The 22,770-nt window shown below is 36.0% G+C and carries 25 protein-coding genes and 1 tRNA gene; 18 read left to right on the plus strand and 8 right to left on the minus strand.

What is annotated here, in order from left to right:
* Positions 1–3: 3 nt before the first annotated feature.
* From BMX49_RS10230 to lipB, 7 genes are all read left to right on the plus strand, one after another.
* Positions 4–573, plus strand: a complete 570-nt coding sequence (locus BMX49_RS10230; protein WP_034720457.1) for an anthranilate synthase component II — start codon at positions 4–6, stop codon at positions 571–573.
* A 1-nt stretch (position 574) separates the two neighbouring features.
* The gene (gene trpD, locus BMX49_RS10235) at positions 575–1,561 is read left to right on the plus strand and encodes an anthranilate phosphoribosyltransferase (protein WP_034720459.1); all 987 of its coding nucleotides are present in this window, start codon (positions 575–577) and stop codon (positions 1,559–1,561) included.
* A gap of 2 nt (positions 1,562–1,563) precedes the next feature.
* Positions 1,564–2,343 (plus strand): indole-3-glycerol phosphate synthase TrpC, encoded by a 780-nt coding sequence (trpC, locus tag BMX49_RS10240; protein WP_034720462.1) that lies wholly within the window; start codon positions 1,564–1,566, stop codon positions 2,341–2,343.
* Positions 2,344–2,484: 141 nt separating this feature from the next.
* Positions 2,485–3,117, plus strand: coding sequence for a phosphoribosylanthranilate isomerase (locus BMX49_RS10245; protein ID WP_034720464.1), 633 nt, complete (start codon positions 2,485–2,487; stop codon positions 3,115–3,117).
* Between the two features lie 28 nt (positions 3,118–3,145).
* A complete protein-coding gene (trpB, locus tag BMX49_RS10250) occupies positions 3,146–4,327 on the plus strand; it encodes a tryptophan synthase subunit beta (RefSeq protein ID WP_034721510.1) in 1,182 nt (393 codons plus the stop codon).
* A 159-nt stretch (positions 4,328–4,486) separates the two neighbouring features.
* On the plus strand, positions 4,487–5,224 hold the full coding sequence (gene trpA, locus BMX49_RS10255) for a tryptophan synthase subunit alpha (RefSeq protein ID WP_034721512.1): 738 nt from the start codon (positions 4,487–4,489) through the stop codon (positions 5,222–5,224).
* A 430-nt stretch (positions 5,225–5,654) separates the two neighbouring features.
* Positions 5,655–6,377 (plus strand): lipoyl(octanoyl) transferase LipB, encoded by a 723-nt coding sequence (gene lipB, locus BMX49_RS10260; protein WP_034720465.1) that lies wholly within the window; start codon positions 5,655–5,657, stop codon positions 6,375–6,377.
* Between the two features lie 185 nt (positions 6,378–6,562).
* On the opposite strand, the gene BMX49_RS10265 is transcribed toward lipB, so the two are convergent.
* A complete protein-coding gene (locus tag BMX49_RS10265; RefSeq protein ID WP_051803830.1) occupies positions 6,563–7,180 on the minus strand; it encodes a peptide deformylase in 618 nt (205 codons plus the stop codon).
* A gap of 3 nt (positions 7,181–7,183) precedes the next feature.
* Positions 7,184–7,477, minus strand: a complete 294-nt coding sequence (locus BMX49_RS10270) for a putative quinol monooxygenase (protein WP_034720467.1) — start codon at positions 7,475–7,477, stop codon at positions 7,184–7,186.
* Positions 7,478–7,606: 129 nt separating this feature from the next.
* Between BMX49_RS10270 and BMX49_RS10275 the strand changes: the two genes are divergently transcribed.
* Positions 7,607–8,950, plus strand: coding sequence for a dihydrolipoamide acetyltransferase family protein (locus BMX49_RS10275; protein WP_034720470.1), 1,344 nt, complete (start codon positions 7,607–7,609; stop codon positions 8,948–8,950).
* A gap of 205 nt (positions 8,951–9,155) precedes the next feature.
* Positions 9,156–9,626 (plus strand): GNAT family N-acetyltransferase, encoded by a 471-nt coding sequence (locus tag BMX49_RS10280; RefSeq protein ID WP_034720473.1) that lies wholly within the window; start codon positions 9,156–9,158, stop codon positions 9,624–9,626.
* A gap of 72 nt (positions 9,627–9,698) precedes the next feature.
* On the opposite strand, the gene BMX49_RS10285 is transcribed toward BMX49_RS10280, so the two are convergent.
* Positions 9,699–10,148 carry an XrtF-associated fRMsr-like GAF protein gene (locus BMX49_RS10285; RefSeq protein ID WP_034720475.1) on the minus strand — a complete coding sequence of 150 codons (450 nt, stop codon included), beginning with the start codon at positions 10,146–10,148 and terminating at the stop codon, positions 9,699–9,701.
* A 10-nt stretch (positions 10,149–10,158) separates the two neighbouring features.
* Positions 10,159–11,586: a hypothetical protein gene (locus tag BMX49_RS10290; RefSeq protein WP_034721515.1), complete on the minus strand. Its 1,428-nt coding sequence runs from the start codon at positions 11,584–11,586 to the stop codon at positions 10,159–10,161.
* A 56-nt stretch (positions 11,587–11,642) separates the two neighbouring features.
* Between BMX49_RS10290 and BMX49_RS10295 the strand changes: the two genes are divergently transcribed.
* On the plus strand, positions 11,643–12,407 hold the full coding sequence (locus BMX49_RS10295) for an MBL fold metallo-hydrolase (protein ID WP_034720477.1): 765 nt from the start codon (positions 11,643–11,645) through the stop codon (positions 12,405–12,407).
* A gap of 113 nt (positions 12,408–12,520) precedes the next feature.
* Positions 12,521–12,602 (plus strand) — tRNA-Leu (locus BMX49_RS10300).
* A gap of 59 nt (positions 12,603–12,661) precedes the next feature.
* Here the strand turns inward: BMX49_RS10300 and BMX49_RS10305 are convergent.
* The 3 genes from BMX49_RS10305 to queG form a co-directional block, all read right to left on the minus strand.
* On the minus strand, positions 12,662–13,753 hold the full coding sequence (locus BMX49_RS10305) for a transporter substrate-binding domain-containing protein (RefSeq protein ID WP_034720479.1): 1,092 nt from the start codon (positions 13,751–13,753) through the stop codon (positions 12,662–12,664).
* Positions 13,754–13,871: 118 nt separating this feature from the next.
* Entirely contained in the window at positions 13,872–14,549 is a 678-nt protein-coding gene (locus BMX49_RS10310) for a TIGR02117 family protein (RefSeq protein WP_034720480.1), read from the minus strand.
* Positions 14,550–14,598: 49 nt separating this feature from the next.
* On the minus strand, positions 14,599–15,546 hold the full coding sequence (gene queG, locus BMX49_RS10315; protein WP_034720481.1) for a tRNA epoxyqueuosine(34) reductase QueG: 948 nt from the start codon (positions 15,544–15,546) through the stop codon (positions 14,599–14,601).
* A 73-nt stretch (positions 15,547–15,619) separates the two neighbouring features.
* Here queG and BMX49_RS10320 point away from each other — a divergent pair, with 73 nt between their 5' ends.
* From BMX49_RS10320 to BMX49_RS10350, 7 genes are all read left to right on the plus strand, one after another.
* The gene (locus tag BMX49_RS10320) at positions 15,620–15,907 is read left to right on the plus strand and encodes a rhodanese-like domain-containing protein (RefSeq protein ID WP_034720483.1); all 288 of its coding nucleotides are present in this window, start codon (positions 15,620–15,622) and stop codon (positions 15,905–15,907) included.
* 249 nt (positions 15,908–16,156) lie between these two features.
* A complete protein-coding gene (locus BMX49_RS10325; protein ID WP_034720487.1) occupies positions 16,157–16,726 on the plus strand; it encodes a hypothetical protein in 570 nt (189 codons plus the stop codon).
* Between the two features lie 106 nt (positions 16,727–16,832).
* Complete coding sequence (locus BMX49_RS10330) at positions 16,833–17,882, plus strand: glucokinase (protein WP_034720489.1); 1,050 nt, start codon at positions 16,833–16,835, stop codon at positions 17,880–17,882.
* 245 nt (positions 17,883–18,127) lie between these two features.
* Positions 18,128–18,694, plus strand: coding sequence for a YceI family protein (locus BMX49_RS10335; RefSeq protein WP_034720492.1), 567 nt, complete (start codon positions 18,128–18,130; stop codon positions 18,692–18,694).
* A 62-nt stretch (positions 18,695–18,756) separates the two neighbouring features.
* On the plus strand, positions 18,757–19,398 hold the full coding sequence (locus tag BMX49_RS10340; RefSeq protein WP_034720495.1) for a hypothetical protein: 642 nt from the start codon (positions 18,757–18,759) through the stop codon (positions 19,396–19,398).
* Positions 19,399–19,813: 415 nt separating this feature from the next.
* Complete coding sequence (locus tag BMX49_RS10345; RefSeq protein WP_034720496.1) at positions 19,814–21,232, plus strand: L-serine ammonia-lyase; 1,419 nt, start codon at positions 19,814–19,816, stop codon at positions 21,230–21,232.
* Positions 21,233–21,450: 218 nt separating this feature from the next.
* Positions 21,451–21,906, plus strand: a complete 456-nt coding sequence (locus BMX49_RS10350) for an ABA4-like family protein (RefSeq protein WP_034720498.1) — start codon at positions 21,451–21,453, stop codon at positions 21,904–21,906.
* Between the two features lie 18 nt (positions 21,907–21,924).
* Here BMX49_RS10350 and BMX49_RS10355 read toward each other — a convergent pair whose 3' ends face one another.
* Positions 21,925–22,767, minus strand: coding sequence for a prephenate dehydrogenase (locus tag BMX49_RS10355; RefSeq protein ID WP_034720500.1), 843 nt, complete (start codon positions 22,765–22,767; stop codon positions 21,925–21,927).
* Positions 22,768–22,770: the final 3 nt, after the last annotated feature.

Below are 22,770 nucleotides of genomic sequence, written 5' to 3' on the forward strand. Positions count from 1 at the left end.
ATTATGAAATTATTAGTCTTTGATAATTACGACAGTTTTACGTATAATTTAGTTCAAATGATTGAGCAAATTAGTGGGGGAAAAGTAGATGTTTTCCGAAATGATGAAATCACTTTAGAGGAAATCGAAAAGTATGATAAGATCGTGCTTTCTCCAGGTCCGGGAATTCCAAGTGAAGCCGGAATCTTAATTGAACTGATTAAAAAATACGCACCAACGAAATCGATATTGGGAGTTTGTCTTGGTCAACAGGCGATTGCAGAAGCATTCGGTGGAAGTTTAATTAATCTTACAGAAATATATCACGGCGTTGCAACCAATGCCCAAACCATCAAAAAAGATGCTCGACTTTTAAGAGATTTACCCGAGAATTTAGAAGTTGGAAGATATCATAGTTGGGCTGTCAATCCTGAAAATTTCCCCGAAGAATTAGAAATTACGTCAGTTGATGAGAACGGAATGATCATGTCTTTACAGCACAAAAAATACGATGTTCAAGCAGTTCAATATCATCCGGAAAGTATTTTAACTCCGCACGGAAAAAAGATTATTCAAAATTTTTTACAGAATTAAAATGAAAGAGATATTACAATATTTATTCGACCACCAAACTTTGAGCAAATCCCAGGCAAAATCGATTCTCTTGGAAATCTCAAAGAATATTTTTAACGAAATTGAAGTAACTTCATTCGTTACCGTTTTCCTGATGCGAAGTATTACGTTGGCGGAATTGGAAGGTTTTACCGAAGCCCTGCAACAATTGGCACCGAAAATAGATTTAGGAACGGATGATTTGGTCGATATTGTTGGAACAGGTGGAGATGGAAAAAACACGTTTAATATTTCAACTTTGGCGAGTTTGGTTGTTGCAGGAACTGGACAAAAAGTAGCCAAGCATGGAAATTATGCGGCTTCAACAATTAGTGGCGCGTCAAATGTTTTGGAAACTCTCGGTTACCGCTTTAAAGAAACTGAAGCAGAGTTGAAAAGTGATTTAGAAAATGGTAATTTCTGCTATTTACATGCACCGATTTTCCATACTTCCTTGAAATCAATCGCACCAATGCGTAAAAATATTGGACTGAAAACTTTCTTTAATTTATTGGGACCATTGATTAATCCGGCTCAACCAAAATATACCATGATTGGTGTGGCGAATTTGGAAATCGCCCGGATTTACCAATATTTATTACAGAAGAAAAATGCTGATTTTTTGCTCGTAAATGCTTTAGATGGTTACGACGAAATCAGTTTGACCAGCGATACAAAAATGATTGATAAATACGGAGAGAAGATTTATTCAGCGGAAGAATTGCAGTTTAAAAATATCGATCCAAAAACTATTTTCGGAGGAAACAGTATTGACGAAGCAGCGGAGATTTTTAAATCTATATTAGAGGGGAAAGGAACGTATGAACAGAACGCTGTTGTTTTAGCCAATGCTGCTATGGCTTTGAAGAATACAGAGAAATATTGTGATTACGAAAATTGCCTAATGATGGCTAAAGAAAGTTTAATGGAGGGAAAAGCCTTGAATTGTCTAAATGTTTTAATTGCTTAAAAATGAATATTCTCGATAAAATTATTAAACAAAAAAAGCAGGAAGTTTCGAAAGCGAAAAGGCAGATTTCTTTACCAGAATTAAAAGATGTAGCACTTTTTAACCGCAAGACTTTTTCTTTAAAAGAATCAGTGAAGTCGGGTAGTGGAATCATTACTGAATTTAAAAGACAATCGCCCAGTAAAGGAATTATTAACGATAAGGCTGATGTTTTAGAAGTGGTTAAATCATATCAAAAATGTGGAGCGAGTGGAATTTCAATTTTAACAGATTCAGAGTTTTTTGGAGGAAAATTAGAAGATATTTTGAAAGTAAGAAATGAAATTTCGATTCCTATTTTGCGAAAAGATTTCATGATTGATGAATATCAGTTTTATGAAGCGAAAGCAAATGGAGCAGATGTTATTTTATTAATCGCTTCTTGTCTTTCTCCAACGCAAGTTCAGGAATTTACACAATTATCTCATGAATTAGGATTAGAGGTTTTATTGGAAATTCACACTGAAGAAGAATTAAACCACTGCAATAAAAACATTGATTCAGTAGGAATTAATAATAGAAACCTCAAAGATTTCAAAGTTGATTTGCAACATTCTGTTAATTTGAAAAACCTTTTGCCAAAAGAAGTTCTCGCAATTGCCGAAAGTGGAATTTATTCATTAGAGGATTTCAAATTTTTAAAAGAAAAAGGGTTTAATGGATTTTTGATGGGCGAATATTTTATGCGAAATGCGAATCCCGGAATTGCTTTTGAAGAGTTTATAAAGATAATTAAAAAATAAAAGCCACGATTTCACGAATTATTTTAGATAATTATTGAATAAGTAGCAGCATATAAACTGACATTAAATATTCTTAATAGGAACGGGCTTTAGCCCGATTACAAAATTTACAAATTCAATCGGCTTTAGCCAAAACTTAATATGAAATTAAAAGTTTGCGGTTTAACAAGAATAGATCAAATAGAAGAATTAATTTCTTTAAAGACAGATTTTTTGGGATTTATTTTTTATGAAAAATCCCCTCGTTATGTTTTAAATTCTTTGACTTTGGAAGAAATGAAATCAATTAATCATCCAGGAAAAGTCGGAGTATTTGTAAATGAAAGTGTAAGTGAAATTATAAAAATATCTGAAAAAGCGAAACTCAACTATATTCAACTTCACGGTGATGAAAGCAGTGATTTTATTTGCGAATTAAGAAAAAAATTAAATGAGAAAATAGAAATTATAAAAGTCATAAGAATTGGAAATCACAATATTGAGGTGTTACAAAAAACCATCAACCATCAACCATCAACCGTCGACTATTTATTATTTGATACCGATTCAAAAGCATTTGGTGGAACAGGAAAATCTTTCGACTGGCAAATTTTAAATAATTTAGAAATCACCAAGCCATACTTTTTAAGCGGTGGAGTTTCTCTAGAAAATATTGAAAATCTCAAATTATTGAAACAAAAACCTTTTGCCTTAGATATCAATTCAAAATTTGAAGTAGAGCCTGGAAATAAAAACATAGAAAAAATAAAAGAATTTAAAAACCTTCTCGATTAAAAAGTTGAGAAATGATAAAAAAGATAAGATGAAAACATACAGAAATCCAGATGAAGATGGTTATTACGGCGAATTTGGTGGCGCCTTTGTTCCGGAAATGTTATATCCTAATGTAGAGGAACTACAACATAATTATTTAGAAATCATAGAGTCGGAAGAATTCCAAGAGGAATATCAAGATCTTTTAAAGAATTACGTAGGTCGTGCAACACCATTATATTTCGCTAAAAATCTAAGCAAGAAATACAACACTCAGATTTATCTGAAAAGAGAAGATTTAAATCACACTGGAGCACATAAAATCAACAATGCTTTAGGTCAAGCCTTGCTTGCTAAAAAATTAGGAAAGCAAAGAATTATCGCAGAAACTGGCGCTGGACAACACGGCGTTGCGACTGCGACCGCCTGTGCTTTGCTCGGATTAGAATGCATTATTTACATGGGCGAAGTTGACATTGCTCGTCAAGCGCCAAATGTTGGACGAATGAAAATGTTGGGCGCAACAGTTATCCCTGCAACTTCTGGATCGAAAACATTGAAAGATGCGGTGAATGAAGCGTTAAGAGATTGGATCAACAATGCTACGACAACGCACTATATTATTGGAAGTGTGGTCGGTCCACATCCTTTTCCGGATTTGGTGGCGCGGTTTCAAAGTGTTATTTCCGAAGAAATAAAATGGCAATTAAAGGAAAAGAGTGGCCGTGAAAATCCAGATGTGGTTATTGCTTGCGTTGGTGGTGGAAGTAATGCTGCCGGTACTTTCTACCATTTTGTAGATGAACCGAGTGTGAAAATTATTGCGGCCGAAGCGGGTGGTTTTGGAATTCATTCTGGGAAATCTGCGGCGACTACTTTCTTAGGAACATTGGGTGTTTTGCATGGCAGTAAAAGTTTGGTGATGCAAACTGCTGATGGACAAGTGATCGAACCTCACTCGATTTCTGCAGGGTTAGATTATCCTGGAATTGGACCTTTTCACGCTAATTTATCCATTAATAAAAGAGCAGAATTCTTTAGTATTAACGATGAAGAAGCCTTGAAGTCAGCATTTGAACTAACCCAAATCGAAGGAATTATTCCGGCCTTGGAATCTGCGCATGCTTTGGCGGTTTTAGAAAAGAAAAGTTTTGGAAAAGACGAAGTTGTGGTGATTTGTTTGAGTGGAAGAGGCGATAAGGATATGGAAACGTATCTTTCAAAATTATAGAATAATTATTTGGGCAGACATTTCCGCCTTCCACTTCCGCTTTTTTAAATGCTGGCTTCGACAAGCTCAGCCACCAATTAAAAAGAGCTTCGTTCAAGTCGGGCTGCAGTCTGCGCTCTGATTGAAAACTTATTTAATTTATAAATGATCAAAATCAAAATGAAAAAGAAACTCAATATATATTTCACCGCGGGAATTCCCCAATTGAAAGACACGACTGAAATTTTAAAAATAATCCAACATTCCGGGGCTGATTATATCGAAATCGGAATGCCGTATTCTGATCCGGTTGCAGATGGACCTGTTATCCAAAAAGCTCATGAAATTGCCTTAAAAAATGGAATGACCATCGCGGAACTTTTTATCCAATTGAAATCGGTGAAATCAGAAATGAAAATTCCGATTATTTTGATGGGCTATATTAATCCGGTTTTAAGTTTTGGATTTGAAGCCTTCTGTAAAGAATGTAAAGAGTCTGGAGTTTCTGGCTTGATTATTCCGGATTTGCCCCCCGTAGAATTTGACAAAAACTACCGCTCTACTTTAGAGAAATACAATCTTAATTTTATCTTTTTGGTGACGCCGGAAACTTCCGATGAAAGAATTAAATATCTGGATTCTTTAAGTTCCGGATTTTTATATGCCGTTTCAAGTTCTTCTACGACAGGGAATGAGGCGAAAGAAATCAACAATGAAGAATATCTGAATCGACTGGCGAATTTAGGTTTGAAAAATCCAGTCATGATTGGGTTTGGAATTAAAAATAAATCTGATTTTGATAAGGTTACCGAAAAAGCAGATGGTGGAATTATCGGAACTGCTTTGGTGAATATTTTGCTGAATAATGATGACTGGGCGAAAAAAGGAGAAAATTTTATTCGTAGCATAATAAATTAATTTTATAAATTTGCGAGTGGAAATCTTAAAAGCACAATAGAATATAGCGATTAATTAAAATGAAAATTTTTAACGCAAAGGCGCAAAGATTTGATTATAAATTTACTGTTCTTCGTACTTTTTTAAGGGCGCAAAGGCGTTACACTTAGCAAAGGGAGTAAGAAATATATTTTTAGTATTCATTAAGGATTTATATGAAGTTTCTAATTTAATAAATTCGTTGTAAAAAAACAAAATGGATTTAGAAGCGGAATCCTGCAATAAGGATAGAAGTGAAAATCCTTTGGTGAGGAACGAACCAAAGATTGACTCAAATTAATATTTTTTTTATTTGAATCGTCGAAACTTGTACCTCGTTTTGTAACGAATAGCCCGACCCAAGCGGCTGGAAAAGCGTTGGAGAGGGGACTGCCCAAAAATAGAAAATAAAATGACAAGCACACAGAATAGAACTTTGCTGTTTCAGGACTTAGGGTTGATGGACTATGAACCGGCTTTTGAATTTCAGGAAAAATTGATGAAAGAAATCATCGATTTGAAACTGGAGAATCGCAACCGAACTGATGATGAACAGTCAGAAACTCCGAATTATTTATTGTTTGTAGAGCATCCACATGTTTACACGATAGGGAAATCGGGAGACGAACATAATATGTTGGCGAATGCAAAAAAATTAGAAGAAATTAATGCGACTTTTGTAAAAACGAATCGGGGTGGAGATATTACGTATCACGGTTTCGGGCAGATTGTAGGATATCCGATTTTGGATTTGGATAATTTCAAATCTGACATTTTTTTGTATATGCGGAATTTGGAGGAAGTGATTATTCGCACGATTGCTGAATATGGTTTGACTGGCGAGAGAAGTGAAGGTGAAACGGGAGTTTGGCTAGATGTTGGAAAACCTTATGCTCGAAAGATTTGCGCGATGGGCGTGAAGACTTCGAAATGGGTAACCATGCACGGTTTGGCGTTGAATGTAAGTACGGATTTGCGCTATTTCGAATATATTATTGCGTGTGGAATTAAGGATAAAGGCGTGACTTCTTTGCAAAGAGAATTAGACAGAGAATTCTCAACAGACGAATTGGCTGAAATTAAAGAGAAAATCAAAAGATATTTCTGTGACGTTTTTGAAGCGCAGATTATTTAGTGTTTGAAAAGTTCTTTACCGCAAAAGACACAAAAGTTTCATTTTAATAGAATGTTCAAAAGGTTGCAAAAGGTGAATAATTTTACTTTTTGCAACCTTTTGTTATTAATTATTAGTAGGAAGTTTCAGAATCTTTTGCCTCTTTTGCGGTTAAAAGATTTTGCGTTTTAAGAAATATTTAGTTTCTATTTTATCTCTTTATAGAATTCCACTTTCTCGAAATTTTTCATTTTCTGATTTTCAATTTTATCAGAAATTAAAATCCCCGAAAGATGATCGATCTCGTGCTGCAAGATAATTGCCGTGAAACCTTCCACAATTTCAGTATGTTTCTTTCCGTCTAAATCAAAATATTCTAATTGAATCACTTGACTTCTATAAAAATAATCTCTGAAAACCTCGATGGATAAATCGCCTTCCGGACCTAGATTCAAAACTTCTGAACGCCAGAGAATTTTTGGATTGATAAAATATTCCAAAGGTTTTCCGTCCTTATCAAACCTTTTTGCCCAAGTGATATTTCGATTGATTCCGACTTGTGGTGCAGCAATTCCAACTCCGCTTCCTGTAGAAAGAAGTGCGAGTTTCATTCGGTTGACTAAAATCTTTGTGTATTTATCTTTTGGATTTGCATCCATTGACTGATCAAGTAAAACTTTATGCTGCAAAGAATCTGACGTTTGAAAAATAGTCAAGGCCGAATCGATATTCCCTTCCGTAATACGTGAAATTTCTGCTTTGGTATATTTTTGAGAAAACGCGAAAACAGAAAATAAGACCAATAATAAGGAAACCTTCTTCATGATTTAAAACGTTTTGTAACCTTTATAAACCTGTGCTGATTTCTCTAACATCGACGCAGATTGATTTCTGAAGTTCATCAAATGATTTGTGCCATTGTGTTGATGGTGATGTTCGTCACTTTCCCAAAGTTCCACAATAAAGAAAACTCCTTTATTCGTGTTGTCTTCAATCAAGTCGTACTGTAAACAACCTTCTTCTTTTCGGGTTTCGAAAACTAATTTTTTCAGTAATTCCAAAGCGTCCATTAAATCACTTTCTTTGAATTGGAATAAGGCTACGATATGCAGGTTTTTCATTAAGATAAATATTTAGACAAATGTAAAAATAGAAAACTTAATTATTGAAATAAAATCAAAAAAATGCCCTAAAAATTCGTTTTTTCTTAATGGGAAAATTTTTTATCTTTGTGAAAATCGAAATATAAAATGGCAGAATATAAATTACTACTTCCATCGATGGGAGAGGGCGTGATGGAAGCGACGATTATCAGTTGGATGTTCAATGAGGGAGATTCCGTAAAGGAAGATGACTCCGTTGTAGAAATTGCAACCGACAAAGTTGATTCCGATGTTCCGACTCCAGTTTCGGGGAAAATTATTAAAATCCTGAAACAGAAAGATGAAGTTGCAAAAATTGGTGAAGCCATTGCAATTTTAGAAGTTGCCGGCGCTGGTGATGCAGTTGCAGATCAGCCTCAAGAACCAAAATCTGCGGAAGAAGTGAAAACTGAAATTCCAAATGTAGATTCCGACGTTGTAAAAGGTTTGGAAGCAGCCATGGAAAGCGCAAAAGCTGCTACCGGTTTCGAAGGTTCCGATTTATATTTATCACCATTAGTAAAATCAATCGCACAAAACGAAAAAATTTCTGACAACGAATTGCAATCTATTAAAGGAAGCGGTTTAGACGGAAGAATTACCAAAGAAGATATATTATCATTTGTTGCCAACAGAGCTTCTCGTGTAGCGCCGCAAGCGGTTTCTACGCCTTCAGTTGCAGCAACTCCAAGTCCGGCTCCACAAGCCGCCGCTCCAGTTTCTGCGACAATTAAATTAAATGAGGGTGACGAAGTAATCCAGATGGATCGCGTTCGTAAAATCATCGCTGATGCCATGGTGAAAAGCAAACACACTTCGCCGCACGTTACGTCGTTCATCGAATCTGACGTTACCAATGTCGTACGATGGAGAACGAAACACAAAGATATTTTCGAAAAGAGAGAAGGCGAGAAATTGACCTACATGCCAATTTTTGTTCACGCAATTGTGAAAGCAATTCAGGATTTCCCTATGATCAACGTTTCTGTAGATGGCGATAAAATCATCAAAAAGAAAAACATCAATATCGGAATGGCAACGGCACTTCCAGACGGAAATTTAATTGTTCCTGTTATTAAAAACGCAGATCAACTTTCTCTTTCAGGTTTAGCAAAAGCGATCAACGATTTGGCTTACCGTGCTAGAAATAAAAAATTGAGACCCGAAGATACGCAAGGTGCAACGTACACGATTTCCAACGTTGGAGGCTTCGGAAACCTAATGGGTACGCCGATTATTCCACAACCTCAAGTTGCGATTCTGGCCGTTGGTGCGATTGTGAAAAAACCTGCAGTTTTGGAAACGAAAGACGGCGATGTGATTGCGATCCGTAATTTGATGTTCATGTCACATTCTTACGATCACCGTGTAGTAGACGGTTCTTTGGGAGGAATGTTCCTAAAACACGTTCACGATTATCTTCAAAACTGGGATATGAATACCGAAATATAAGTAATAGGTAATTACCAATAATTAATTTAACCTTCGAATTTTTTTCGGAGGTTTTTTTAGGAGCTTAATCCCGCTTTCCGCTATATCTTTTCCTCGTCATTCCTCCTCAGAAAAGGATGTCGCTACAATCTGGGCTAGTTACGAGTGGATCTTCAAATTAAATTCTTTCAAAAACCTTAACTTTGATTTCTAAAATTTAAAAGAAATGTTCACGATTAGAAAAGCCACTCCAGAAGATACTCCAGTAATTTTTGATCTTATTAAAAAACTAGCCGTTTACGAAAAAATGGAAAATGAAGTTGTGACTTCAGTAGAAGAGCTTCAGGAAAATATATTTGTGAAAAAATTCGCACACGTCATTATTGGTGAAGAAAATGGAATGCCGGCTGGATTTGCGTTGTATTTTTATAATTTTTCAACTTTTGTCGGAAAGCCCGGTTTATATCTCGAAGACCTTTACGTCGAGCCAGAACACCGCGGAAAAGGATATGGGAAAACTTTGCTGATTGAACTTACGAAAATTGCAAATGCAGAAAACTGCGGCAGAATGGAGTGGTCGGTTCTCAATTGGAATCAACCCGCTATCGATTTCTATGAATCTCTTCAGGCAAAACCTATGAATGAATGGACGGTTTATCGTCTAGATGGAAAAGGAATTGTAGATTTAGCAGAATAAAAAACTCCTTATAAACACAAAAAGTGTGGACTTCTAAAAATCCACACTTTTTTTATTATAAATCAAATTTGATTACATAATTTTTGCAACTTCAGCACAAAGCCATTCTAACATTTCACGATCTTCATCGGTAAACGGATCTACTTTGTGAGAGTCAATATCAATCTGACCAAGATTTTGACCGTCTTTCATAATCGGAACTACGATTTCTGCTTTGGTATCGATAGAACAGCTTAAATAATTGTCTTGCTCATGAACATCTGGAACCACGAAGGTTTCATTGGAAACAGCAACCTGTCCACAAATTCCTTTTCCGTAAGGAATAATCGTGTGATCTGTCGGTGCGCCGACGTAAGGTCCTAAAATCAATTCTTCTTTATCACCGTTTTTAAAGTAAAATCCTGTCCAGTTGAAGTAGGAGATTTCCTGATCTAACAACGCACAAATTTTTTGAAGTTTTTCTTCCGTATTATCTTTTGGGCTTTCTAAAATAATGGAAAGACGTTTTTTTATTTCAGACATTTTTTTATTTTTAAATAAATTCTTTGAGTTTTAATTCTTCTTTGTAACCGAACATTCCGCGTTCTTTAATCAATTCCGCAACACCTTCCGGAACTTCTTTTTCCCAACCTGGAATATGGTTCGAAATCTTATCAAGGATAATTCTGGAGTAGATTTCAGAATAATCGGGATTATAATCCTTAATATCGACTATCCTTTTATTGAGTTTAAAATATTTATACAATTCTTTCAAACTATCGGCAACCTTTAGATTGTTGGCAGTCAGTAGTTCATGGGTTTCTGGATCTTTATACGGGTAGAGATAAACACGCATCCCTTTTCTGAAAAACTTACCAAACGCTTCCAAAATTCCGCCAGAAAGATTTTCATAATAATTTTCATCAAAAACATCGAGCATATTATTAACGCCCATCGCAACGCCAATTTTTCCATTGGTATAAGGTGCGAAATAATCAATCAAACGATAGTATTCTGAGAAATTTGAGATGATCACCGTGTATCCTAATTTACCCAAAATATCGACTCTGTCTAGGAAATCTCTTTCGTCGATATCGCCCGCTGCTCTTAGATTGGCAATCGTGATTTCAAATAGAACCTCGGTTTCTGCTTCATTGCATCCCCAATCTTTTTTAAATAAATCGAGGCCTTTCTCAAACATATCAATATTCACCAAAGTCACTGGTCTAAAGCTCCCACGGACGGCGAAAATATTTTTTCTATACAAAATATCGGCGGGCAACATATTGTTTCCTTCTGAATTGAAAATAACAGCGTCCGTCATGCCACTTTTCACCAACTGCAGACTCATTAATCTGTTGTCAACATAGGTGAAAGCTGGTCCGCTGAAGTCGATCATATCGATTTCTATGTTATCTTTTGAAATATCATCAAAAAGAGAATTAATTAAAATTCGTGGATTGTCAAAATAGTAAAAAGCTCCATATATAAGATTAACGCCAAGACTTCCTAAGGTTTCTTGTTGTAAAGTCGCATCGTTTTCATTAAACTTTACATGTAAAACGATTTCATTATAATCTTCAGATTCATGACACTGAAACCGTAATCCAATCCAGCCATGACCTTTCATTGTTTTATCAAAGTTGATCGTGGTGACGGTATTGGCGTAAGAGAAAAATTTTCGACCAGGACAAGTTTCGCGGGAGACGCGTTCTTCGATTAGCGAAACTTCATAGCGCAACATTTTGCGCAATCTATTTTGAGTGACGTATCTATTTTTGGCTTCTCTACCATAAATCGCATCACTAAAGTCTTTATCATAAGCAGACATCGCCTTTGCGATGGTTCGAGAGGCGCCTCCTGCTCGGAAAAAATAGCGTACCGTTTCCTGACCAGCTCCAATTTCGGCAAAGGTGCCGTAAATGTTTTGGTCCAGATTGATCGCTAAGGCTTTCTGCTTGGGTGTTAATTTCGGTTGAATCACAGTGAAGTCTAATTTTTTGTAAATTTACCAAAATAAAGCCAACATCAAAAAAAATGAAGTTGAAATTTTTAGGAACGGGTACCTCTCAAGGAGTTCCCGTTATTGCCTGCCATTGCGACGTTTGTTCGTCATTAAATTTAAAAGATAAACGATTCCGTTCATCAGCTTTAATCACGACCGATTTCGGTAAGAAAATTCTGATTGATTGTGGACCTGACTTCAGGTTGCAAATGCTCGATAACAAAGAAGAGCAAATCGATGCGGTGCTATTAACACATGAGCATAACGATCATGTGATTGGTTTGGATGATTTGCGACCGCTCATCTTTAAAAATAGAAAGAACATCGATCTGTATGCGAATAAAAGAGTAGGTGACGAAGTGAAATCCCGTTTCCCTTACGCTTTTGCGGATATTAAATATCCTGGTGCGCCTTCTTTTAATTTACAGGAAATCACAGGTGATTTTAATATTTTGGACAATGATATTTATCCGATAGAGGTGATGCATTCTAAAATTACCGTTCTTGGTTTTAAATTTAAAAAGCTTGCTTACATTACCGATGCTAGCTTCATTAATAATGATGAAAAAGAAAAATTAAAAAATCTGGATGTTCTTATTCTAAACTGCATTCGTAAAGAAGAATTGCATCCCGCGCACTTTATTTTGCCGCAGGTTTTAGAACTCTTTGAAGAGCTTCAACCAAAGAAATTGTACCTCACTCATATTTCTCATCACTTAGGAATGCATGATGAAACAGAATTTGAACTGCCAGAAAATGTTCATCTCGCCTATGATGGTTTAGAATTGCAGTTTTGATAATCAAATAGTTAGTTAGTTTTAGTGATGAACACGACGGTTTTGTTGAAATTTTAGTAAATAAATTTCCTGTTCTTAAAAAATTAATTCTATATTTGCACTCCAATTTAAACGCCCGGCTGGCGGAATTGGTAGACGCGCTAGACTCAAACTCTAGTATCGCAAGATGTACCAGTTCGATTCTGGTGCCGGGTACTACAAACCTCTGTAATCATTGATTCACAGAGGTTTTTTATTTCTACATCTAATTTAAATTATTTTGGTTTCCCCAAATACTCTTCAATAATTTCTGAAATTTGCTGATCTTCCGATAATTCTAACAGCGTTCTATTGACTTGGAAAACTAAATTACTTTCTTTGGGAAAAGCAAAGCCGTAACCTTGTTGATAGTATTCTGCGGTGGCAAGCTCTAAATCATCATCTTTGTGCGTATTGATGTAGTGCATCAACTGCGGCCGGTCGTAAACAATAGCATCAACTTGTTCAGCATTCAGCATTTTTATCGCTTCAGCTAAAGTCTCTGTCGGTTTTATTCTAATATTATATTCCTTTAAAAAAGTAACAGAAGGAGAACCTGAAATGGTTGCGACTTTTTTTCCATTTAATTGCTCAATATTTTTAATGTCAACCGACTGAAAATTAGAGAAGGTAAGAACACTCGCAATTCCTGCAATCATCGAGGTCGCTGAAATAATCGATACAACCATCCAAGTTCCTGCAATTATTCTACCCATCAATGTTACTGGTGCTTTATCACCATAACCAGTTGTACTCATGGTTACAATTGCTAACCACATTCCGCTGCCAATTCCTTTTGCAGGTTTCGAGGAGAACTGTTCGGGCGATGCTTTCCTTTCTGCAAGCCACAGTAAAGTACCAACGATTCCCAGAATAACAAGAAAGATTCCTATTGCTAATAATAATTTAAAGCTAAATAAAAGTTTGAAAACATTCCAGATACTAAATTCACCTTGCTTATAAGCGATAGCTAAACTTGACTGATAAAACGGTTGTGAAAATCTAAAATCGTTTAACCTCTGAGAGTTAATGGTTACTGGTCCAACAACCAAATCCAAGTCTCCTTTTTTCAAAGCATCTAAGGCAAGATTAACGGTTTTGTAAGATTTATATTGATAAGTCCAGTCAAGATCTGTTGCAATTTCATCCCAAATACTAACCGAAATTCCTTGAGGCGCAGAATTTCCACGTTCCGTAAAAACAAATGGCGCAGTCCCAGCCACACCAACTCTTAAAGAATCAGTTTTCGAATTGATGGTCTGTGCTGAAATTGTATTAACGAACAGAAAATTTAAAATCAGTAAAATGTAGAAATGAGATCGCTGCATGTAATAGAGATGTATTTACAAAGTTTTTAAAATAAGAAAAATTTATTCTTTAGACCAATTAGCCAGTATTTATAACCTTTAAATAATTATCCTTCCCTTATTAAAGAAGTGAAAAACGTTATTTATAATGCTGAAATATTCCAAAATCAGTCGGGGTCCAAAGTGCAGCTTTTTGGCCAGCTGCTTTTAAAGCGTTGTTGGTCCAAGTATTACAAGTGTATAAAAAACTGTAACTTCCTTTGGCTTCATAAAACGCATCGTCCTTAGAATATACCGCGTCTGTAGGAATTAAGATATTTTGTCCTGAACTATCTTTGTCAAATTTAGAATCTACAAATTCAATCAATGCTGCATACTGATTTTTGGTAAGCAGCATTTTTTTACAGTCAGCTCCTTCTTTCATTGTTTTGTAAAAAGTGGTATGCATCGCCGAATCGCCCAGCCAAAAAGCTGCATAAAATGCTGTGGAAACTTTTAGTTCTGCCCATGTCGGTGTGTCTAAATAGAATCCTTTGTCGCCCCAACCAATGCCGACATAATTAAAATCCGAACTTTTAGAAGTCGTATTATCAAATAGGATTTTGGTGCTCCAATCAATTTGGTCAGTTTTGATCGGCATTACAATATCAGTATGGACACCGTTCGTATAAATATAAATAGGAATATTTGCGATTTCGGTAGTCGCCTTTTTTTGAATTGGAATATACGGAATAACCAAAGAAAGAACTACGTAGAGTAGAACCAAGCCCAGAATTGCAGCTAAACTTTTCAGAATAATTGAGAATGCTTTTTTCAAAATGTGTTTTTTTTTAAATTTGATTTCATCATTGCTTTAATAATGATTGTTAAAAGTTAGAGGTTTTAGAATCAGTCAAAAATTCTATATTTCTTTTCAGCCCTGCAAATTTCGTTCTCTTTACGGGAGACTTTCGAAATATTTCTGAAAATAATTCCTGTGAGAGTTCTTGCCAATCAGATTTTTCTAGATTTTGAAGCAGAGAATTAGGTTTAAATTTTTCCTGCTGATGCGGCTTTGAAAAACGATTCCAAGGGCAAACATCCTGGCAAATATCGCAGCCAAACATCCAGTCTTCCATCTTACCTTTAAAGTGAGCGGGAATTTCATTTTTCAATTCGATGGTTGCGTAAGAAATACATTTGCTTCCATCGATCACGCGGTCAGCAACAATTGCATCGGTTGGACACGCGTCGATGCATTTTCGGCAGGAACCACAATGATCAGTCGTTTCATAATCTTCCACAAGTTCTAAATCACAAATGATTTCGGCTAAAAAATAAAAGGATCCAGTTTGTTTGGTGATAAGATTGGCGTTTTTCCCGACCCAACCAATTCCCGATTTTCTGGCCCAACTTCTTTCTAAGATCGGGGCGGAATCGGTGAAAACCCGACATTCAATATCTCCGATTTCATCCTTTAACTCAGCTACCATTTCACGCAAAATCTCCTTTATAATTTCATGGTAATCTTCACCATAAGCGTATTTAGAAATTTTTAGGTTGCCCAGATTAGCCAAATTTTTTTCTGGAAAATAATTGTAGGAGAGTGAAATAACTGATTTAGAACCTTCAACCAACCGTCGTGGATCCAGTCTTTTGTCAAAGTAATTTTCCATGTAAGACATTTCTCCCTGGTAATTATGCTTCAGCCAACTTTCAAACGGTCTAGCATCTTCTTCCAGAAAATCTGCTCGTGATATTCCACAATTTTGAAAACCAAACTTTTTTGCTTTGGCTTTAATTAAATTTGAATTAAATTCTGGACTTTGTAACATAGATTGCATTGCAAAACTAACAATATTTTATAAATTTGTGACTTAAATATTTATAACCATTAAATTAAAAAATATGTCAATAGAAGAAGTTTTAAAAACAGGAAACTACCATTTAGTCGATGTTCGTGAACAAATGGAACTGGAAATGGATGGTGAGATAGAATCTGCCCTTAACATTCCTTTAGGCGAAATTCAAGACCGGAAAGAAGAGGTGATGCAGTTAGAAGGTCCGAAAATCTTTTTCTGCAGAAGCGGAAACAGAAGCGGTAAAGCGTTAGAGTTCTTTAAATCTGAAAATATGTCCGATATTTATAATGGTGGCGGATTTGCTGACGTTCAGAAATCGCTGGAAAGTATTTAACATTATTTTGTCGTGAAGTTAAAAGAGTTGATTATAAATCAGCTCTTTTTTTGTGTAATTTATAATGTTTCAATGACACGGATTGATATAATCCTTTTTAAAATCTAAATGTGCGTTTAATTAATTGTATTCGCTAATTATTTGATTATCAATAATTTGCAAATAATGGAAGAATTTTAAGCACAAAATAAATCCATTTTGGCACGATTTTGACAAGTAACCTCGAAGTAAAATTAAAAATTTAGAATTATGAAATCAATCAAAAAAACAATTCTTGCCTTAGGAGTAATGAGCGCAGGATTATTAAGCGCACAAAGTGCAGACATGACGAACATGCTTAAAGTAGGAATCCACGGTGGACTTGCCGTTCCTGCAGAAAACGCAGGTGGTAATTTAGGAGTAGACCTTTCTTACCAAAATTTAATCACACCAGGTTTCGGTTTAGGTATTGCAACAGGTTATAGCCATTTTTTCGGAAAAGAAAACAACGGTTATGATAACAACGATTTTGGTGTAGTTCCAGTAGCTGCATTGATTAGAGTTTACCCGAAACAAATGGGTTTCTATTTAGGAACTGATATTGGTTACGGATTTATCGTTGGTGATGACAAAGTTGCTGCAAACGATATTACCAATACTGCAAGACCAGATGGTGGACTTTACATCAAACCAGAAATAGGATATCATAACAAAGACTGGAACTTCTCTTTACATTATCAAAAGACTTTCACTGGAGATAAAGGAGAATTGACTAATCAAAAATATAGCGCTGGCGCAGTCGGTGTAGGTGTGGGTTACAACATTCCTTTAGGTAAATAATTTTTGCATAAATATCATAACCTTCTCTTTCAACAGAGGAGGTTTTTTTTTGTTTTTAAGCGGTTTTTTAAAAACAATTATTATCTTTGGTTGATAACATTACAACATGGACACTAAAAATAAATTCGAACTTTTTTTACCCGGAATTGGCACTGAAACAAATGACAACATCTCTTTGATCGCTGCCGATCTTAGGGATGAAAAAACAGTGATTGGCCTTTATGCAACGGAAGATAAAAAGATTTTCTCCAAAATAGAAAATACGTATTCAACCAACGAATTCAGCTCTTTTTCGGCCATCGTCAATCAATTTATTACCGAACATTCCCTAGAAAATATTTCAAAAATTGCAGTGGCTGTTCCGGGACCAGTCCTCGCTGGCAAAAGTGCTCCACAACGTTTGTCTTGGGCATTAGATGCTGAGGACATTAAAAATGAAACCTCAGTAAGTGAAGTGTTTTTAATTAATGATTTGGAAGCTTCAGCGTATGGATTAGAACAGGTCGCAGCCGAAAATTTGGTTACGATTCACGATTCAGGCAATTTCACGCCTGGCAATGCCGTGCTTTTGGCACCTGGAGACGGATTGGGTGAAGCAGCTTTATTTTGGGACGGAAGTTTTTTAAGACCTTTCGCCACAGAAGGTGGGCATTCTGAATTCTCTCCACGTACAAATGACGAAGTTGAATTTTACTCTTTTCTTCAAAAAATATACGGAATTGTAAGTTGGGAATCTGTGCTTTCTAAAGGTGGACTGTTTAACGTTTACCGATTCCTAAGAGATGTAAAACGACAAGTACAACCCGATTGGTTGACACAAGAAATAGAAGCCGGTAATTTTACACAAGCCATTATTCAAGGTGCAATCCAGAAAAGAGATCGTATCTGTACCATGACCATTGAAACATTTTTAGTTTTCCTTGCTCGCGAGGCAAACAGTTTAGTGCTCAAGATGAAAGCAACTGGCGGATTATACTTAAGCGGAGAAATTCCAGTTATGCTGGAAGATTTCCTTAATAACAAAAAGTTTTATAAGAACTTCATCATCAGCGATAAAATGGAGAATATTCTAAAAGATATTCCAATTTATTTGGTTAAGGATGAGAAAACAATTCTCAATGGAGCGGCTTTATACGCCGCTTTTTATAAAAAATAATTAAACTTACTGATACTTAAAAACTTCGCTAATCAGCGGAGTTTTTATATTTCAATTAAAATTCTTTTAACCAAAATTTAATTAAGAATTTCACAGTCATTTGAAAGTACACTGAAGCTTAAAGTTATCTATAAATAGTCTAGATGATGGAAAACTTCCTGGAAATAGGCATTTCTTATCTTACATCAAGAGCATCCTGCTAAATGTTTCGATATTTTTGCACTTGAAAATTTAATTAAAAAAATATGAAAAATTTAGTAGCAGTGGCGCTTTTGGCTGGAGGAATGATGTTTGGTCAGTCCAAGAAAGTTTCCAATTCCAATGTTCAGTGGTTTGGTTATAAACTGATAAAAACCGAAGCATCTACGCATAACGGAGTGCTTAATTTAACCGCTGGCGACGTGATGATGAAAGGAAATAATATCGTAGGTGGAACTTTTGATTTAGATATGACCAGTATTAATGCAACTGATTTGTCAGGTGAAAATCAAGCGAGACTAAACAATCAGTTGAAAATCGGCGATTTTTTTGATACAGAGAAATTTCCCACTGCGACTTATAAAATTACTTCCGTTAAAAAGAATAATAATAAAGCATTTCCCTTCATGATTTACGGAAATCTAACGGCAAAAGATAAAACAAATCCTGTCGCTTTTCCAGCGAATATTACTATGAAAAATGGCGTTTTAAATATTGTTTCAGACAAGTTTAGTTTTGACAGAAAGAAATTCGGAATTTCCTTTGCTTCTGCAGCAAAAGACATTATTATCAATGATGATATCGATATGATTATTAATGTTACGGCTAAATAAGTTTAACAAAATATTAGCACAGAAAGAGCAGCATTGTCTGCTCTTTTTTCTATTTTTGAAGGATGAAATTGTATGTCATCAGTGGACTTGGAGCCGATTTTAAAGTATTAGAAAAAATTACTTTCCCCAAAGAATTAGAAGTCGTTTTTTTAGATTGGTTGATGCCCGAAATTAAAGAAGATTTTTATGAATATGTTCAAAGAATGGCTGATCGAATCGATGACTCCGAACCTTTTGCCTTACTTGGCTATTCCTTTGGTGGCATCATCGTTCAGGAAATCGATAAAATAAAATCTGCCGAAAAAATCGTAATTATGGGCAGCATTAAATCTGACAAAGAGAAATCCCGGTTCATTAAATTTGGCGAAATTTCTAAAATCCCAAGGTTCCTACCAGAGATCATGTTTAATGTGAAATCTGCCGCGGTTTATTCAGTAGCCAGAAATATCGTTGATCCCAAAAATCCGAATCTGATGAAATACTTTACCGTCAGAGATGCACACTTTTTAAAATGGAGTATCGAAAAAGTTTCCGCCTGGAAATTTGATGAAAATCCAAAAGTGATTCAAATACTAGGAAGCAGAGACATCGTTTTCCCGATTAAATATTCAAAACCTGATTACGTGGTCGAGAATGGAACCCATCTTTTCCCGGCTACCAAACCAAAACAGGTCTCCAAAATTTTAAATGAAATTTTCAAATAATATTTTTGAAGCACAGACTTCACGAATGTTTACAGATTATAAAAAATGTAACGATCTAATTACGCAACTTTATAAGTCGAGAATCAATTTTCTTTAGCTAAAACCTACAAGATTTCTCTCTTGCTAGAATTTCCTCAATCTAATTTCGAGAATTTCAAATGAACAGAAAGTTTTTGATCCGTGTAAATCTGTGGAATCCGTGCGCAGAAATCCTATGCAAAGTTTAACATCATAACGAACCTGAAAACGACTTCAAAACATCACCTTTTAAAAAAAACACTTCGCCCTTTCATTAAATTATTGTTAATCTAAAAAACCTATTTCATTCATAATTCGCTTCACCAAATCTCAAAAATAGAATTATCTTTGTCTTTGAGTCAATCAGGTTAAATCAACATTTCGTACAAAAAAAGTAATGGAGTCAATCAGTGTTTTTGAAATTATAAAAGTCGGCATCGGACCCTCGAGTTCACATACGATGGGACCGTGGAATGCGGCTGAAAGTTTTATTAGAAAAATTAAAGTAGATCACCAGCTTCAAGATGTTAAAGAAGTGTTCGTCGAGTTTTTTGGCTCACTGGCAAAAACGGGCATCGGGCACGGAACTGATATCGCAGGAATGCTTGGGCTTTCTGGCGAAAATTTTAAACTTATTGACACATCAAAAATAGATGAGAAAGTAGCCTACATCAAATTTTCAGAGACACTTAATCTCAACGGTGAAAAGCAAATCCCTTTTATTTACGGACATCATTTGATTTTAAATAAACAGAAATCCCTTGACTTTCATCCGAACGGAATGATTTTCAAAGCCGTTTTCGAAAATGGGGAAGAAATGACACAAGATTACTATTCTGTTGGCGGCGGTTTTATTGCAACACAAGACGAACATTCTTACGAAAACAATTGCACCAGAACGTTATATCCTTGCCATAACGGGAAAGACATCGATAAAAATATTGCGAAGTTAAAGCTCGATAAGATTTCAGATCTCGTCTTCCTGAATGAAGAATCCTGGCGTACCAAAGAAGAAACCGAAAAAGAAGCTCTTTATATCTGGCAGCAAATTAAAGAATGTATTTATAAAGGCGTCAATAAAGAAGGCATTCTACCTGGCGGGCTCAATGTTACCCGACGTGCAGCAGGTTTAAATACCAAATTATTGGGCAAAAATGTCTACAAAAATATTCATGAATGGTACCAATATTTGGTCGATGCCGATTTGAGTTTCACCAATATCAACAAATGGGTTTCCTGTTTTGCTTTAGCGGTTAACGAAGAAAATGCCAATTTTGGCCGAATTATTACGGCTCCAACCAACGGTGCAAGTGGCGTCATTCCCGCCGTCCTAATGTATTCTCAATGTTTCACCGAATTTAAAAGTGACGAAAATGTCATCCGGTTCCTTTTGGTAGCTGGAGAAATTGGAACACTCTTTAAGAAGAATGCCACCATTTCTGCAGCGATGGGCGGTTGTCAGGCTGAGATTGGCGTTTCCTCTGCGATGGCTGCGGCTGGTCTCACAGAGATTATGGGCGGAACTCCAGGTCAGGTTCAGATGGCGGCTGAGATTGCCATGGAACATCATCTCGGCATGACTTGCGATCCGATTGGTGGCTTGGTTCAAATTCCGTGTATCGAACGAAATTCAATGGGTGCCATGAAAGCAATTACCGCAGCCAATATCGCTTTAGAATCTGATCCTGCCAAAGCGCGCGTGACTCTAGACGAGGTCATTCAATCGATGTGGGAAACCGCTCAAGGGATGAATGATCGCTTCAAAGAAACCTCGGAAGGCGGTCTGGCCATTGCGGTTAACGTGGCTGAATGTTAAATTTTCCGCTCTGATTTTTAGGAGCGTCAAGAATTTAGCTTTCTCGAATACCCGTCCGGCTGTCCACTGTATCTTTTTATTTTTTTCTGAAAAAATAAAAAGGATGTCGTTTCCATCCGGGCTAGAATAAAGATTTGCTTTTCTTCGAAAGAACTTTGAAAGAAGTGTCAATATTATAGGAATTTTTCTAGATTAGTAAAAACTTAAATTCTAAACCAATGAAACCTGAAATCCTTTTCCAGATCCTAAATAATCTCGTCTTATTAGTTTGGATTTTAATGATTGTTGCTCCGAAATGGAAAGTAACACGTAAAATCACTGCTACTTTTGCCCTTACGATCATACTAAGTATCGTTTACGGCGCCATTATCATAACCAGTTTTGGCAAAGTAGACTTTATGGATTTCGGTTCTCTAGACGGGATTGTTAAGATGCTCCAAAACAGTGATGCGTGGGGTAGTAGTGCCATTTGGTATCACTTTCTCGCCTTCGATCTTTTTGTAGGATCCTGGATTTTGAAAGATGCACAAAAATTGGGTATTCCACATTTGACCATCATTCCATGTTTGCTCTTTACTTTCATGTTGGGGCCACTGGGCTTTCTCATCTATCAAATCGTAAAATTTGGATACTTAAGATTTAAAAAAGGTAGGTTGAATGCAGATTTGTTCTGAAAAAAATTGGATTTAAGTTTACCTCAAAATCCCCCTAATCTTATTCGCATTCCGAATCAACTCTTCCAAATATTCATAATTATCTTTTTCCAGCGCAGATTTAAATTTCCGAAGTTGCGTAATATGCTCATTTAAAACATCCAACACATTTTCTTTATTCTGACGGAAAATGGGGACCCACATTTCTGGATGAGATTTTGCCAAACGAACTGTACTCGAGAAACCGGAACTCGCCAATTGGAAGATGGTATCTTCTTCGCGTTCCTTTTCCAAAACTGTATTCGCCAAAGCGTAAGAAGTGATATGCGAGATATGAGAAATGTAAGCCGTATGAATATCATGACCTTCTGCATCCATATACAACAGATTCATTCCTAAGGTTTCTGCAACTTCCTCCACCATTTTCAAAGCATCTGGTGCAGAATCTTCTTGATCGCAAATTACGCCGGCTCTTCCCGCGAAACTATCTGATATCGCCGATTTCGGCCCAGAGTTTTCTGTTCCCCACATTGGGTGAAAAGCCACGAAACGATTTCTATTTGGATGGTTTTCTACTCCCTTTACGATTCCACCTTTTGTAGAACCAACATCCATCACAGTTTGATTGTCATTGACCAAATCCAATATTGTTGGCAATAATTTTCTGGATCCATCAACTGGAATGGCCAGAATAATTAAGTCAGAATTTTGAATCGCATTTTCTAAAGTCGAACCTTCGTCAATAATACCCAATTCTTTTGCTTCAACTAAATGTTGCTCGTTTTGGTCAACGCCATAAACGCAATCAACAAAGTGTTTCTCACGTAATTTTAAGGCGATGGACCCACCAATTAAACCAGTACCGATGATGGTTAATTTCATATG

This window comes from Kaistella antarctica (genome assembly GCF_900109615.1).
Lineage (GTDB): Bacteria > Bacteroidota > Bacteroidia > Flavobacteriales > Weeksellaceae > Kaistella > Kaistella antarctica.